This window comes from Rhizobium tumorigenes (genome assembly GCF_003240565.2).
GTDB lineage: Bacteria > Pseudomonadota > Alphaproteobacteria > Rhizobiales > Rhizobiaceae > Rhizobium > Rhizobium tumorigenes.
Map to the genome: position 1 here is coordinate 55,987 of NZ_CP117260.1, position 14,955 is coordinate 70,941.

The 14,955-nt window shown below is 60.1% G+C and carries 12 protein-coding genes; 8 read left to right on the forward strand and 4 right to left on the reverse strand.

The genetic code is table 11. From position 1 onward, the window contains the following. Positions 1–141 precede the first annotated feature (141 nt). Positions 142–1,167, reverse strand: a complete 1,026-nt coding sequence (locus tag PR017_RS27250) for a LacI family DNA-binding transcriptional regulator (RefSeq protein ID WP_111218550.1) — start codon at positions 1,165–1,167, stop codon at positions 142–144. A gap of 267 nt (positions 1,168–1,434) precedes the next feature. Here PR017_RS27250 and PR017_RS27255 point away from each other — a divergent pair, with 267 nt between their 5' ends. The 8 genes from PR017_RS27255 (at position 1,435) to PR017_RS27290 (ending at position 10,280) form a co-directional block, all read left to right on the forward strand. Continuing rightward, the gene (locus tag PR017_RS27255; protein ID WP_111218548.1) at positions 1,435–1,899 is read left to right on the forward strand and encodes a YqhG/Tai3 family protein; all 465 of its coding nucleotides are present in this window, start codon (positions 1,435–1,437) and stop codon (positions 1,897–1,899) included. A 127-nt stretch (positions 1,900–2,026) separates the two neighbouring features. After that, positions 2,027–2,281, forward strand: a complete 255-nt coding sequence (locus tag PR017_RS27260) for a hypothetical protein (protein WP_111218717.1) — start codon at positions 2,027–2,029, stop codon at positions 2,279–2,281. Positions 2,282–2,701: 420 nt separating this feature from the next. Then, positions 2,702–3,565: an ABC transporter substrate-binding protein gene (locus tag PR017_RS27265; protein ID WP_164498234.1), complete on the forward strand. Its 864-nt coding sequence runs from the start codon at positions 2,702–2,704 to the stop codon at positions 3,563–3,565. 64 nt (positions 3,566–3,629) lie between these two features. Then, positions 3,630–5,246 carry an amino acid ABC transporter permease/ATP-binding protein gene (locus tag PR017_RS27270; RefSeq protein WP_111218544.1) on the forward strand — a complete coding sequence of 539 codons (1,617 nt, stop codon included), beginning with the start codon at positions 3,630–3,632 and terminating at the stop codon, positions 5,244–5,246. Between the two features lie 46 nt (positions 5,247–5,292). Beyond that, positions 5,293–6,534, forward strand: a complete 1,242-nt coding sequence (locus PR017_RS27275) for an acetamidase/formamidase family protein (protein WP_111218542.1) — start codon at positions 5,293–5,295, stop codon at positions 6,532–6,534. Positions 6,535–6,632: 98 nt separating this feature from the next. Next, positions 6,633–8,933: an acetamidase/formamidase family protein gene (locus PR017_RS27280; RefSeq protein WP_111218715.1), complete on the forward strand. Its 2,301-nt coding sequence runs from the start codon at positions 6,633–6,635 to the stop codon at positions 8,931–8,933. 34 nt (positions 8,934–8,967) lie between these two features. Beyond that, a complete protein-coding gene (locus PR017_RS27285) occupies positions 8,968–9,354 on the forward strand; it encodes a RidA family protein (RefSeq protein ID WP_111218540.1) in 387 nt (128 codons plus the stop codon). 158 nt (positions 9,355–9,512) lie between these two features. Then, positions 9,513–10,280, forward strand: a complete 768-nt coding sequence (locus PR017_RS27290; protein ID WP_111218538.1) for a transporter substrate-binding domain-containing protein — start codon at positions 9,513–9,515, stop codon at positions 10,278–10,280. Between the two features lie 38 nt (positions 10,281–10,318). Here the strand turns inward: PR017_RS27290 and PR017_RS27295 are convergent, their stop codons facing one another. From PR017_RS27295 to PR017_RS27305, 3 genes are all read right to left on the reverse strand, one after another. Beyond that, positions 10,319–11,707 (reverse strand): dipeptidase, encoded by a 1,389-nt coding sequence (locus PR017_RS27295; protein ID WP_206423137.1) that lies wholly within the window; start codon positions 11,705–11,707, stop codon positions 10,319–10,321. Between the two features lie 55 nt (positions 11,708–11,762). Further along, the gene (locus PR017_RS27300) at positions 11,763–14,177 is read right to left on the reverse strand and encodes a GcvT family protein (RefSeq protein WP_111218536.1); all 2,415 of its coding nucleotides are present in this window, start codon (positions 14,175–14,177) and stop codon (positions 11,763–11,765) included. A 119-nt stretch (positions 14,178–14,296) separates the two neighbouring features. Further along, on the reverse strand, positions 14,297–14,953 hold the full coding sequence (locus tag PR017_RS27305; protein WP_111218534.1) for a TetR/AcrR family transcriptional regulator: 657 nt from the start codon (positions 14,951–14,953) through the stop codon (positions 14,297–14,299). Positions 14,954–14,955: the final 2 nt, after the last annotated feature.

A 14,955-nucleotide genomic window follows, 5' to 3' on the forward strand; every position in this document is an offset into this window, starting at 1 on the left:
TCCTCCCAGAAGTCACGTTGACGAGACAAGCCTCCTGTCTCCGAAACGCAGTATTCCTCATAAAAGAAAAAGAAGCAATATTTTCAGTAAATTTTTACTGCGCTGCACAAAGAGCTCCTTTGTCGGCGCCGTTTCGGCCCGTCAGCGCGTGCTTTCTCGCCAGATAATGTCTGTGGATAAGATCACCGTCTTGACGATATCGCGGCCGGCAAACCGCTCTAGCAGCAGGTCGACAGCGGTCTCGCCGATCAGTTCGGCCGGTATGCGCACGGTCGACAGCGGCGGATTGAGCAGCTGCGCCACCGGAATGTCGTTGAAGCTGGCAATGGCCACATCCTCCGGGATCTTGAGGCCGAGTTCCAGCATCGCCCGGTAGGCGCCGATGGCCATGTTGTCGTTACAGGCGACGATGATGTCGGGCGGCGATGCGATCTGCATCAGCGCTTTCGCAAGCGTGTAGCCGCTGTCGGGGGTGAGGTGCTCGGTGACGCAAAGCTCCGGGTCGAAAAGGTCGTGCTGCTTCATCCACTCGATATAGGTCCTGCAGCGCCGCTCGGTGAAGTGATTGGGGACCTGGTTGATATGTTCGAGCCAGCCAATAAAGCCGATGCGCCGGTAGCCGCGCTCGCGGAGTGCAGAGAGCAGCTTGCGCATGGCCAGCTGAATGTTGCTCTCGACACTGTCCTCGAGGTCGATCTGCGGTGAAAAGTCCGCAAAAACCACCGTACGGCTGTGTTCGCGCAGCCATTCCACCTCCTCGTCCGTATGCCGCCCGATGGCGATGACGCCCGAGGCCTCGCGCAGGAGGGTTGCATCCGGCAGGCTGTCGGCGTGGTAGACCTTCACCACATCGATCTGCAGCGCGCGACAGCGGTTCTCGATGCCGAGGCGAACGCCGATATAGTAGGGATCTGTCAGCTCCTGCGGCGGCCGCAGGAAATGGACGAGGGCAATGCGTCCCGCGCCGGAGACCAGCGCTTGCGCGCCGTTGAGGCCGTTTGCCCTGTTGCGGCTGCGCGGCGTCGCATAGTTCAATGCCTCGGCGGTTTCGATGACGGCCTGGCGCTTGGACGCGGAAATCGACAAGGTCGCATCGTAGTTCAGAACGCGGGAAACCGTAGCCGAGGAGACGCCGACCGCATTTGCTATTTCCTTGATCGTCACCATTCTACTGATTGCCTATCACTGCAGCGCCGCAGTGCCGAGTCTGCCCCAAGATTATATTCATATTTGCGCTTGCGACACCGCAATGGGAAGTCTTTTCCATCAGTAAATTTTTACTTCCTGTATGGGGTGCGATGCAGCAAGGTCCGAATTTTACTCCATGCGGCTCCGGGCGGCGACAATCGCCGGCAGGATAGCAACCCAGGAATGATCTCTGGATATCGGATTTCTCTTCCGTTAGCCTGCTGCCTGTCTCGAGAGGAGTCCTTCATGCGCCTGCCTGCCTTCGTTTTCGCCGTTCTTGCTGCCGTCGCCGTCGGTCCAGCCTCTGCTGCCAGTTTCGAAACACCGCAGGCGCTTTTGAAGGCGCTCTATGATGACAAGGTCGGCTCGTCCGATCCCGCTTCCGTCACGCGGTACCAAGACTACTTTTCGGATCATCTGAATGGTCTGTTCAAGGCCGATGCGGCAAAGACCGAGCCCGGGGATTCACTGTCTCTCGATTTCGATCCCGTCATTGCCGGCCAAGACGGCGAGGCCGAGCACCTGAAGATCGAAAAGCCTGACATCAAGGGCGACAAGGCGATGGTCGTCGTCAAGTTCATCAACGGCGTACCCGTGACCTTGTACTACAGACTCGTTCACCAGGCCGACGGCTGGAAGGTCGACGACATCGAGGACAAGGGCGCGCAGTTTCCCTGGAAGATCAGCACCATCTTTGCCGATGCGAAATAGCGGCTCGGGCGCCACGCAGATGTGCATCGCAGCTTGAAGTCAGAGCGCCGATCAGTCATGTCGTTCGCCACGCTGGATGCCGCCGGTCAGCCGTGCGATATCATGGCGCCAAACCAAGGAGGCCGCGATGGCTTTGGACCCGATCAAAGTTCTGAACGACTACGCCATGGCCGATTGCTCGGTCCAGTTCTGGGTTCCGGGCGCGACGGCCGTGCAATTCCGTGGTCTGAAGGCGGCCGTCAGATACGCCAAGGAAAATGCCGGTCGCTGGAACGAAGTCGAGATCACCGTTCACCTGCCGCAGGAAGACATCGTCTACGCGACGGACAAGGTCCACCGCCTGATAGACGCCCTACGCCCGCCCCGTCGCCCGAAATCCTAGCAATTTCTCCAGATCGCGTTGGCGAGGCTCGATAGCCTGGTAGACGATAGGCATGTTTATTCGGGTAGGCCGACGAAGCTGTGAGTCTGATGACGCCTCCTCAGCGATGTTGTGGGACAGCGCTTGATCCCGTCCGCTCGTTTAAAAACGCAAATTCGAGGAGCGTAAAAGGGCGTCATGAAGTCTAATAAAAGGCCAGGGTCAGCCTAAATAATATGCGTTTTGCGGAGTGCGTGATTTTTTAGGCATAAATCTACAATAAATCGTGTGGCTTGCGACAATCGCTCTCATCGGCAACATCGCTAAGCTTCCCTCCGTCGAGTGCAGAACACTGCACCACTCACAAGAACGGAGCGGGAAATGATGAAGCTGAAAAATGGGAGCCGTAATGCGCTGAAGCCATGGCTGGGCCTGTGCATCATGGCGCAGTTGTTTGTAGCGACGGCGACCGGCGCAACGCTGGTTTCAATGGGAAGTGCCGAGGCGGCTTCCGCGACGCCTGCCGCCTGCGCCGATCTGCAAGCCAAATACCCGGCTCTGAAAGGCAAAACGCTCGTCAATGCCATCAATCCCCATACGCCCGGCTACGAGACGATCGACCCCAACAATCCGGACGCCTATATCGGCTTCGACGTCGATTTCGGCGAAGCCATCGGTGATTGCCTCGGCTTCAAGCTGACTTACAAGCCGGTGACATTTGCCGCGCTGCTGACCACGGTTCAGGCCGGCCAGGCTGATATCGTCATCTCCGACATCTACGCAACGAAAGACCGCGCCAAGGCCGCCGACTTCGTTACCTACCTGAAGGTCGTCGACGGCGTGCTCGTCGCCAAGGACAATCCGAAGAAGATCACCGGCATCAACATCTCGCTGTGCGGCGCGGTTGCGGCTGAAAACACCGGCTATGTCGAGGTGCCGCTCATCCAGGCGCTGGAAGCAGACTGCAAGGCTGCCGGCAAGCCGGCGCCTGAAATCCAGCTCTACGACAATAACGACAATTGCATCCAGGCAATCCTCGCTGGTCGTGCCGATACCTACATCAACGATGCCAACACCGTCGACGGTGCGGTCAAGGCCTATCCGGACAAGCTCAGCAAGGCCACCGCAGTGACGCTGCCGTATTCGGTCGGCATCGCTGTGCCGCGCAACAATGTCGCATTTCGCGATGCTGTCGTTGCGGCCGTGACGGAGATCCAGAAGTCGGGCCTGCAGCTCGAACTGATGAAGAAGTGGAGCCTGCCGGCAGACCAGATCGAAGCGCCTTCGCTCATTCTGGCCGACTAATGCACCTTCTCCCGGCCGGGCTCATACGCCCGGCCGCTTTTCCCTGGACATTGCGAAGGCCATCATGGATCTTTTCCTCCACTATCTCAGCCAGCCCTACCTCATGACCGGGATCGTCTACACCCTCCTGATCACGGTTTTCGGTCTCGCCGGCGGCTTGGTCATGGGCCTTCTTCTGGCCGGCATGCAATTGAGCCGGTTTCGCGCCCTCTCGCTGCTTTCCCGCACCTACGCCATCATTTTCCGTGGCACGCCGCTCATTTTGCAGATGATCTTCTGCTACAACGTCTTGCCGATGATCGGCATCAAGCTGACGGCCATTGAGGCTGCCAGCCTTGCCCTTGCTCTCAACGAAGCGCCGTTTATCGCCGAAATCATCAGGGCGAATGTCATCGGCGTCGATCGCGGTCAGGTGAGTGCCGCGCAGGCCCTGGGCATGACGCCAGGTGCCATCATGTGGCGCGTGATTGCACCGCAGGCGATGCGGTCGATGGTGCCGGCGCTCGGCAACGAAGCCGTCAGCGCGCTGAAGAATTCGTCGCTCGCCTCTGTCGTCTCCGTGCAGGAACTGACGCTTCGAAGCACACAGCTGGCGTCTGCAACGTTCGACTTCTTTTCGATCTTCTGCGCCTCCGGGCTGATGTATCTCATATTGACCGGCGCGATTGCGATCATCCAGATTGTCGTCGAAATGCTCCTGGATCTCGATCGCCCGAAACCCAAGGAACAGATAGCACGGTTTTTCCGCGCGCTATCCCCGGGCCGCGCTGTGATAGCCACTACCGCGACGCCCGCTGTTGTCGGCACGGATATCCCGGCAGCGGAATGCGATCCGCTGCCGCCGGCCTCGCCGAAAGTGACGGCAGCGGCGCGCGGCATCGATCGACAGGCCCGCGCCGCACGGCTGGCCGGAAACCAGGTCGCGGTGGACGTGCGCGGCCTGCACAAGGCCTATGGCCCGAATGTTGTCCTCGACGGCATCAATCTGACGGTCAAGGCCGGCGAAGTCGTGGCCCTGCTCGGACCAAGCGGCTCCGGCAAGAGCACCTTGCTTCGCTGCATCAACCGTCTCGAAGGCTGGGAGGAGGGCTCCATCGACGTCGGGGGTCGGTCGCTGGCGTTGAATGAAAACGGCAGGGCCCTGTCGCCACGGGCAATCGCGCAGATGCGCGCCAGTGTCGGCGTCGGCATGGTGTTCCAGCAATTCAATTTGTTCGCCCATCTTACGGCCAGGGAGAATGTCGCCGATCCGCTGCAATGGGTTCAGCGGCTTTCCCGCCTCGACGCAAATCGTCGGGCCGAAGCGCTGCTGCAGAGAGTGGGCCTGTCGCACCGGGCCGATGCCCTGCCGCGCCATCTGTCCGGCGGCCAGCAACAGCGTGTCGCCATTGCCCGTGCCGTTGCTCCCGGTCCGACCGTCCTTCTGCTGGACGAGCCAACCTCGGCACTCGATCCGGAACTGGTCAACGAAGTGCTCGAAGTCATCCGTCGTCTTGCGGTCGAAGACGGCCTGGCGATGATCATCTCCACCCATCAGCTGCGTTTTGCTGCCGAAGTCGCAGATCGCGTCGTCTTTCTCTCTGGCGGCTCCATCGTCGAGGAAGGGCCGGCCGAGGAAATACTGAACAGGCCCCGGCATCCGTTGACGGCGCGCTTCCTTAGCAAAATGGAAGGCGAATGAACCTGCGGTTCCTGCATTCCAGTCTGTATTCTCAAAGAGGTCTTCCATGACGAACCACCATTTGCCAGCGACGTCTTCCACCGTTCACTGGGGCTATTTCAGCAAGACGCTCGCCCCCGTGCTGACGCTGAAATCCCATGACCGCGCCACGATCGAAACCATTACTCACCATGCCAATGATGACTTTGATCGCATGATTGCAGGGGACGCTGCGGCAGAAGAGATTTTTCGCTGGACGAGCGAGGAGAAGACCATGGGCCGTCGTGGCGCAGGTGCTACCGAGGGTCCCTTCACCCATGGTGCCGGTGAAGGCCTCGGCGTGCATCTGCTGACGGGTCCGATCGCCATCGAGGGTGCGGAGCCCGGCGATGTGATCGAAGTCCGGATCCTGAATGCCTATCCACGACCCAGCGCCAACCCCGCCTATGAAGGCCGCTATTTCGGCTCCAACCCATCGGCAAACTGGGGCTTTCAGTACAATGATTTGGTCGAGGAGCCGAAGCAGCGGGAAGTGGTGACGATCTACGAGCTCGACATGAAGGAGCCCGCCACCGTCTCGGCCGTATACTCTTACCTTTGGACACCGCAGACCGATCCGGATGGCATCGTCCATGCGACGATCGACTATCCCGGCGTCAGGGTGGACCACAATACCGTTGTCAAGAAGGACGGGGTTCTCGCAGGTATCAAGGTGCCGGCTCGCCTGCATTTCGGCACGATGGGGCTGGCCCCGGCCGAAGCCGATTTCGTCAGCACGATCCCGCCAAATTATACCGGCGGCAACATGGATGATTGGCGGATCACCTCAGGGGCACGGATGTACTATCCGGTCGCGGTGCCCGGCGGCCTGTTCTCCGTGGGCGATGCCCATGCCTCACAGGGCGATAGCGAGTTGAGCGGCACGGCGGTCGAGATCTCGCTGACGGGAGAGTTCGAGTTCATCCTGCACAAAAAGGCAGACCTGCCTGGCACCGTGCTCGAGGGACTGAACCATCCGCTGCTGGAGAACGACGACGTCTGGTCGGTCTACGGTTTCAGCTATGCCAATTATCTGTCCGAACTCGGTCCCGATCACCAGCAGGAAATCCTGAAACGGTCCAGCCTAGATCTCGCGATGCGCGATGCCTTTCGCAAGCTCCGCCGTTTCCTGATGACCGTGCACAATCTGTCGGAAGACGAGGCAATTTCGCTGATGTCGGTGGCTGCGGATTTCTCGGTGACGCAGGTCGTCGATGCCAATTGGGGGATCACCGGTTCGATCCGGAAATGCGTGTTCGCCGGCAAATGACGAGCAGGCTGGCATTCTCTTCTTCGCATGTGCAATATGGATCCGAAGGGATCCAGGCGGGGGCTGTTGCAGACCCTGCCGCCACTGCAGATCAAGGGATGACCATTAGGCAATTTCTCAGCGAAGCCTATCCGACACGCTCTCGTAAAGGGGCGTGGCAGGATATCCTGTCCGAGTTCGGCCTTAGATCCGATGCTGCCGATCAGGGGCTGGAGAGCTTTGCCACTGCCTCGCTGAGGGGCGACCGTCAGTCGTTGCTCCTGGCGCGACTGACCGCCGGCGACCAGACGTTGTCACCGCTTGCCCGGCGACCCGGCGGCCCGATTGCACTGATCTCCCTCGACGAAAGCCTTGAGATGCGGCTCGGCAGCGAGACGCTGTTGATCGAGGCTGGCAGTCTGGTGATCGTGCCGGCTGTCGGCGAGTGGCAGCTATGCCTTCGCAAGAGCGCCCGGATGATCGTTCTTTCCATTGCGGACAGCCTGTTTCCCGGCCACAAGGCCGGCCTGCAGACCTTGAAGGCGCCGCGGCATTACGTGGCCACCGGGCTTGCGGCAATCTTCATAAAGACTATCGAGGCGGCCGCTGGCGAGATGGATAGCGTTTCGGAGTCGGAGTGGCGCTCGCTCGAAGGCGCCATCGCGGATCTGTTCGTTGCCCTCGTGCTGCAGGCGGAGACATCCGACGCCGCCGCAAGTCCCGGTTCTGCGGCGCTATTTCATCGCGTCACGCTGGGTATCGAGCGCCATCTCCACGAGCCGGAATTGACCGCACTGCGCATTGCCCGCCTCGAAGGCATTTCCGAGCGCTACCTGCAGAAGCTGTTCTTGCAGAACGGCGAAAGCGTCAGCAACTATATTCGTGAACGCCGCCTCCAGCGTGCGAGGGCAGCGCTAGTCGCCCCCGGCGAGATCCGTCTGCCGATTGCCGAAATCGCCTATAGCTGCGGTTTCGGAGATGCAGCCAATTTCAACCGTCTGTTCAAGGAGCGCTTCAGCTTGCCGCCTGGCGCATTTCGCAGCCGGCACGTTGAGCAGCTGGCTGCCAACACGAATGCAGAGCAGCGCGGCTGGCCGTTGAGCGCACTGGTCGCCAAGCGGCTCCAGCAGCGATCGATCGCCACGGGCGATGCATTGGCCGATAGCGATGGCAGCGAGGGCGAGACCGGCTCATCCGTGCGTCACGTTCTTGCCGCCTCTGCTGCGACCGTGCACTGGGGCTATTTCAGCCGGGCGCTACCGGCTGTCCTCGAGATCCGCTCGGGCGATACCGTTGAAATCCAGACGTTGACGCAGCACGCCTCAGACGCGCCTGAATTTATGATCGACGGGGATGCGGCGGCCGAGGACGTGTTTTACTGGACCGCCCAGAGAAAGTCAGTAGATCGCCGCGGTGCAGGTCCGATCGACGCCTCAATTTACGGCCGCGGTGCCGGCGAGGGCTTCGGGGTCCATATCTGCACGGGCCCGATCTATGTGAAGGACGCGGAGCCGGGCGACGTCATCGAGGTTCGCATCAATTCGATTGCGCCGCGTCCGTCCAACAGCCCAGGCTATGAAGGTCGGGCTTTCGGCAGCAGCGTCGCCGCTTGGTGGGGTTATCATTATAACGAGTTCATTCAGGAGCCCAAGGCGCGGGAAAACATCACGATCTATGAAGTCTTTTCAGACGAAGGCTACGCCGAGGCGCTCTATTCCTATCGCTGGCAGCCGCAGACCGATCCCTTCGGGGTCGTTCACCGAACCTATGATTATCCGGGCGTTCCGGTCGATCGAAGCTCGGTCGAGATGTGCTCGCCTGTTCTGGAGGGCGTCCGCATCCCGCTCAGGCCGCATTTCGGCGTGATCGCAGTGGCACCACGCGAGGCGGAGCTGGTCGATTCCGTGCCACCCTCCTATTTCGGCGGCAATCTCGACAATTGGCGGCTCGGCCAAGGATCCGCCGTCTACCTGCCGGTATCGGTGCCGGGTGCGCTGCTGTCGATCGGCGATCCCCATGCGGCGCAGGGCGATGGCGAACTCGGCGGGACAGCCATCGAGTGCTCGATGACCGGCGACGTCACCGTCATCCTGCACAAGAAAGGCGAGCTTTTTGTTGAGTTGAGCTATCCCTTGCTCGAAACGCCGACGGAATGGATTTTGATCGGTTTCAGCCACCCGAACTATCTCGCGGAATTCGGCAAGAAGGGACAGGGAGAGGTCTACGCCAACTCTTCGCTCGATCTGGCCATGAAGGACGCGTTCCGAAAGGCCCGGCGTTTTCTCATGGAAAGCAAGGGACTTACGGAAGACGAGGCGATCGCCTTGATGTCTGCAGCGGTCGATTTCGGCGTGACGCAGGTTGTCGACGGCAACTGGGGTGTCCATGCAATCATCAGGAAATCCCTCTTCAAGTTATAAATTTCAAAGTCTTCAAGGATAAAGGAAATCGATCATGCAGTTTCACATGATAGCCGGCGGCCCCAAGCCCGTTGCACCGTTCAGCCATGCCGTCGAAGTCGATGGCACGGTGTATGTCACAGGGCAGATGCCCGACACGCCGGAAACCCCCGGCCAGCTACCGGAGGGCATCGAAGCCCAGACGCGCAACGTCATGGCTAATCTGCTCACCGTCCTCTCCGGCCTCGGCCTCGGTATGGAGCACATTGCGATGGCGCGCATCTACCTGACGCATTTTGACGACGACTATGCCGCCATGAACGAGGTTTATCGCAGCTATTTTCCGGAAGGCCGCCTTCCCGCCAGAACATGCGTTGGCGTGACAGGCCTCGCCTACAACGCCCGCATCGAGATCGACCTCGTCGCCAAGCGGCCGTCTTGATCGGATAGCGCAGGAGACTGGGGTAGGGGACACTTACATGTGACGCAACGGGGTGACAGGTCATTTCAATCGCTTGATTGGAATGAAACTTGCACCTGTATCGCTCACCGGGTGCCGACCGCCTTGATCGGGCACTAATATTGACGGGAAGAGATTCTATGAAATTTTCGATTGCGATGGCTTTTGTGGGCCTGATGGCGGCGGCGCCTGTTTGCCATGCGCAGGATGGTGCATTGGCTGCCATCAGGCAAGCTGGTGTGCTCAAGGTAGGTACGACGGGCGACTATAAGCCGTTCAGCTACAAGGGTGCGGATGGCGCGCTTATTGGCGCCGATATTTCCATGGCAAAGGACCTAGCGGCAAGCCTCGGCGTCAATGTGGAATTCGTGACTACCACCTGGAAAACCATGCTGGACGACTTCAAGGCGGGGCAGTTCGACATTGCGGTGGGCGGCATTACCGTCAATCCGGCACGCGCCGAAGTGGGTGACTTTTCATTGCCAAACGTCAGCGACGGCAAGCGACCCATCGCTCGTTGCGCGGACAAGGACAAATACACGACGATCGAAGCCATCGACCAGCCTTCGGTGAGGGTGATCGTCAATGCCGGCGGCACCAATGACAAATTCGCCCATGAGCACTTTACCAAAGCCGCGATTGACGTTCTTCCCGACAACAAAATGATTTTCGATGAGATTGCTGCCGGCAAGGCCGATGTAATGGTAACGGACGGAATTGAAGCCGACCTGCAATCGAAATTGCACACCGGCGTCCTTTGCCCGGCGGCAGTCAAGGAGCCTTTCACGCACTTTCAAAACGCCTATTTGTTGCGCAAAGATCCTGAGTTGAAGGCGGCTGTCGATGCTTTTGTAAACAAGGAACTGGCGAGCGGAGCATGGAAGCAGAAACTCGACGCCGCCATGTAAGGTGAGGCGATGCAAGTTCGCCTCACCGTCTCTGTGTCCTACGAAGACGATGGGGTCCAGTTCCGGGCTTTCTCAAAAAGCCGGCCGTAGACTTGCTGGCCTCGGCGAAACACGTCGAGGCGGAAGAATTCGTTGGGGGCGTGCAGGTTCTCGTCGCCGTGGGAAAAGCCGAGCATCACCGCATGTAGCCCGAGAATGTCGACAAACGGAGAGAATGCCGGGATCGAGCCGCCGGCCCAGATGCGGTAGGGGGGCTTGCCATAGACTTCCTCGAGCACCTCCCCGGCCAGTGTGCTTGCCGGGTGGTCGTCCGGAATGCTGAAAGCGCGGGCTTCCCGCTCGGTCGTGCAGAACTCCACCGAAACCCCCGGCGGGCAATGGGCTTCGACATGCCTGCGGATCGCCTCCAGAAGTTTCTCCGACGATTGTGCATGCACGATCCGGCAGGTGAGCTTGGCGCTGGCCGAGGCAGGCAGCACAGTTTTTGCGCCTTCACCCTGCCAGCCGGATGTCAAGCCGTTCACATCCAGCATAGGCCTTGCACCGATGCGCTCGAGCACGGAGTAGCCTGGCTCCCCGTGGGTCGAAGGGGCGCCCGTTGCGTCGAGATAGTCCTGTTCGTCGTAGGGCAACAGGGCTATCGCGCTGCGCATTTCTTCCGTCAGGGGAACGACGTCATCGTAGAAGCCTTCGATCGTCACCAGTCCATCCGGTGATTTCATCGTTGCCAGGATCTGCGCCAGCGCTATGGCCGGGTTGGCTATCCCGCCGCCGTGTAAGCCGGAATGCTGGTCTGCTTTCGGTCCGGTGACCTTGATTTCAAAAGCCAGCGTTCCCTTCATCGCCTGCATGATCTGCGGCTGGTCCGGTGCCCACTGCAGGCCGTCGGCCGAAAACGCCATGTCGGCCTTGAGGCGCGCCGCATTCTCCGCGATGAACGCCCGCAGTGATGCCGAGCCGACCTCTTCCTCGCCTTCGAAGAGGAATTTCACGTTCACCGGCAGGGTGTTGGCGGTCTTCAGCATGGCTTCGACCGCGAGGATCGGGGTCAGCATGCCACCCTTGTCGTCCGATACGCCACGTCCCCACAGCTTGCCGTCTCTCAGCGCCGGCTCGAAGGGAGGGCTGTCCCAGAGATCCAGCGGTTCTGCAGGCTGCACGTCGAAATGACCGTAGATCAACACGGTCGGCCTTCCCGGACCCGCATCCAGCCATTCGCCATAGACGACGGGGTGCCCTCTGGTCGGCATCACCTCCGCCTTTTCGACACCTGCCGCCTTGAGGCGGAAGACGACCCATTCGGCCGCGCGGTGGACATCGCCCCGGTTTTCCGGCTTGGCCGAAACGGACGGAATGCGGACGAACTCCATGAGCTCGTCGATAAAACGAGACTGCTCTTGATCGAGGTATGACGACCATTCCATCATTTTTGCTCCACCTTCACATATGCCTGTCATTTTCTCGTCAGCCGGGGAGTGTGCATCAACTGCGCATCGCGCGCCCAGCTGGATCGTAAGGCGAGTTTGGAATGATCCGTGCCGCGCGGGGCTGCCCGACGACGTGGACGACAAGCTCCGTGCCTTCGGCTGCAAACTGCCGATCGACGAGGGCAAGGGCGATGCTCTTTCCAAGTGTATGGGCGTAGCCGCCGGAGGTGATGTAGCCGATCAGGCTGTCTTCCTTCCAGACCGGTTCGTAGCCGCTGGCATCGGCATCGGTTGCGTCGACTTCCAGCGTGACGAGCACCCTGGCAGCTCCACCGGCGTTACGTTCCGCCAGCGCCGCCTCCCGGCCGACGAAATCACCCTTGTCGAAAGCTATGAACCGCTCCAGCCCGGTCATTGCAGGCGTATAGGCCTGGGTAAATTCGCGCGACCAGATGCCGAAGCTTTTTTCCAGACGCAGGGCATTTGTCGCGCCATAGCCGATCTCGCGAAGGCCGGCATCCTTGCCAGCGTCCAGCAGGATACTGCGGAGCGTGGCGTGTTCGAAGGCTCGGCAGTTGATCTCGTAGCCCAGTTCGCCGGTGATCGACAGCCTTGCCACCCGGGCCCGAATAAGGCCGATATCGATCGTGTCGCAGCCCATGAAAGGCAGCGCGGAGCCCGAAATATCCTGATGGGTGAGACTTTGCAGGATCTCCCGGGAGGCCGGACCGGATAGTGCGAAACCGGTGACGTCGTCCGAGATGTCATCGACGGTGACGTCGCCTGAAAGATGGGTCTCGAACCAGCGCATGTGCCACTGTCTGAGGTAATACGAGCCCATGATCCACCAGCTGCCATCGCCCCAGTTGAACAGCGTCAGGTCGCCCTTCAGCTTGCCGCCTTCCGAGAGCATCGGTGCAAGCCTTGCCTGCCCCGGTTTGGGCAGGCGACATGCGAAGGTCCTGTCGAGCCAGGCCTGCGCGCCCGGACCCGATACGCGGTAGCGGGAGAAAGCAGACGTATCCAGGAGCCCCGCTTTCTGACGGACCGCGGCGACTTCGGCGCCGATGATCGTATCTGCGTTGGAGCGCTTGAGGCTTGGCTTTTCGACGAAGTCGGGGTCGGCGAAATAAAGCGGGATTTCAAGGCCCCAGCTGCTGCCCCAGCGGGCGCCGGCCGCAGTCATCGCGTCGAACGCAGGTGGCGTGCGCAACGGTCTTCCGGCCGGCAATTGCTCGTTCGGATAGCTCATGACGAAGCGGCGCGAGTAGAACTGTCCTGTCGTCTGGCGAATATATTCGCGGTTGGAGGCGAAATCGCCGTACCGGGCGATATCCATGCCAAAAATGTCCGCCTCGGGCTCGCCGTGCACCATCCACTCGGCCAGCGACTTGCCGACGCCGCCGCCCTGCAGGAAGCCCGCCATCACACCGCAGGCAACCCAGTAGTTCGGCACGCCGCGCACCGGCCCGACAAGCGGGTTGCCGTCCGGAGAAAAGGTGAAGGCGCCGTTGACCCATCGCTTGATGCCTGCCGTCTGCAGGCACGGGAAACGCTCGAAGCCGAGTGTCAGCTCGCTGGCAATGCGGTCCGTATCCTCCTGAATAAGCTCAATACCGAAATCCCATGGCGCGCCATCCATGTTCCAGTGCCGGTAGTCGGTCTCGTATATCCCCAGCAGCAGGCCTTTCTGCTCCTGTCGCATGTAGGTGAAGCCTTCGAGATCGACGATCATCGGCAGCTCGTGGTCGAGAGCTGCAATTTCCGGGATAGACTCCGTGACCAGATAGTGATGCTCCATCGGCGTCACCGGCAGGTCGATGCCAGCCATGCGGCCGATCTGCTTGGCCCAGAGGCCGCCTGCATTCACGACATGCTCGGCGATCACGGTTCCTTTTTCCGTGACGACGTTCCAGGATTTGTCGGGACGTTGCGTCAGTTCCAGCACCCGGTTGTGCTCGATGATCGTGGCGCCGCGTTTTTTGGCGCTGCGTGCATAGGCATGCACGACGCCTGACGGGTCGATATGCCCCTCGCGTCCGGCATACAGGCCACCCAGCACGCCCTCGATACTGACGATCGGGCAAAGCTTTTTGATCTCTTCGGGACCGACTAGATGGACGTCGGATATGCCCATGGTCTGGAAGACGCGGTAGGTGGATTGCAGCCATTCCCAGCGTTCGGGAGCGGACGCAATAGAGATGCCTCCGGTCATGTGCATGCCGATATTCTGGCCCGATTCAGCCTCTATCTCCGACAGAAGGTCGATTGTGTAGGATTGCAGCGCGGCGATATTGGGATCCGCATTGAGGGCGTGAAAGCCACCCGCCGCATGCCAGCTCGAGCCCGCCGTCAGTACGTTCCGCTCGAAGAGCGCCACATCCGTCCAGCCGAGTTTCGCCAGATGATAAGCAACGGAGGCGCCGACGACCCCGCCACCGATGATGGCAACTCGGTAGTGGCTTTTCATGGGGCGGGTCCTTTCCATGCTGGCGGGCAACGTTCTCGATTGCCAATCTGCCAATAATGGACACTAATGTCTATGACTTTTCAAGGCTTGTATCTCTCTCTGCCTAGCCGCTGGGCCGCTTACACGTCCGGGTGAAAGCGTCGTGCGAACCGCCTGAAGGCTTCCATTTCATCCTCCGTCAAATGCTGTCCGCTGAACGCCAGGACATAGGATTCCACATGGGTAAACCTGACCTTCATGCTCTCCGGAACATCGAGCGCATAGTGACCGATCTGCGTGAAATAGAGGACCCGTGCCCTGACAAGAGCTTCCTTGGCGGGATAGCCGTGGCGAATGAACATCTTCTGCAACGCGTCTACGCGCTGATCGTCTGCCTGTACCACCACGGCGTTTACGGACGAGGAGCGCTTAGCCCAAAACCGCACCGCCATATCGAGCTGGAAGTCGAAAAGGCTGGCGTCAACCCAGCATTCGAAGACGTTGAGGATTGCCTGCGTTATCGTGTCTGCCGGTCGCATGGCGCGCTCGATGATCGGGCCCGTGTTCTTGCGGAGCCAAAGATCGAGCATCTGGGCGTGAAGGTCCTTGGTGTTCTTGAAGAAGAAATAGAAGCTCGAGCGGGATACGCCGAGTGTCTTGGCGATTATCTGGACCTTGACGCGGTCTATCCCGTCGCTGATCAGCGCCTGGATGGACAGGTCGAGCCAGTCTTCCTTTGTCGTGCGGCCAACCCTCTCCGGGGCATCGGCCTTCACCTTGGTGTTGCTGCTGCTCATGC

Bases quoted from the DNA above. Each gene is read 5' to 3' on its own strand.
- PR017_RS27250 (WP_111218550.1), bottom strand. From the start codon at position 1,167: ATGGTGACGATCAAGGAAATAGCAAATGCGGTCGGCGTCTCCTCGGCT.
- PR017_RS27255 (WP_111218548.1), top strand. From the start codon at position 1,435: ATGCGCCTGCCTGCCTTCGTTTTCGCCGTTCTTGCTGCCGTCGCCGTC.
- PR017_RS27260 (WP_111218717.1), top strand. From the start codon at position 2,027: ATGGCTTTGGACCCGATCAAAGTTCTGAACGACTACGCCATGGCCGAT.
- PR017_RS27265 (WP_164498234.1), top strand. From the start codon at position 2,702: ATGGCGCAGTTGTTTGTAGCGACGGCGACCGGCGCAACGCTGGTTTCA.
- PR017_RS27270 (WP_111218544.1), top strand. From the start codon at position 3,630: ATGGATCTTTTCCTCCACTATCTCAGCCAGCCCTACCTCATGACCGGG.
- PR017_RS27275 (WP_111218542.1), top strand. From the start codon at position 5,293: ATGACGAACCACCATTTGCCAGCGACGTCTTCCACCGTTCACTGGGGC.
- PR017_RS27280 (WP_111218715.1), top strand. From the start codon at position 6,633: ATGACCATTAGGCAATTTCTCAGCGAAGCCTATCCGACACGCTCTCGT.
- PR017_RS27285 (WP_111218540.1), top strand. From the start codon at position 8,968: ATGCAGTTTCACATGATAGCCGGCGGCCCCAAGCCCGTTGCACCGTTC.
- PR017_RS27290 (WP_111218538.1), top strand. From the start codon at position 9,513: ATGAAATTTTCGATTGCGATGGCTTTTGTGGGCCTGATGGCGGCGGCG.
- PR017_RS27295 (WP_206423137.1), bottom strand. From the start codon at position 11,707: ATGATGGAATGGTCGTCATACCTCGATCAAGAGCAGTCTCGTTTTATC.
- PR017_RS27300 (WP_111218536.1), bottom strand. From the start codon at position 14,177: ATGAAAAGCCACTACCGAGTTGCCATCATCGGTGGCGGGGTCGTCGGC.
- PR017_RS27305 (WP_111218534.1), bottom strand. From the start codon at position 14,953: ATGAGCAGCAGCAACACCAAGGTGAAGGCCGATGCCCCGGAGAGGGTT.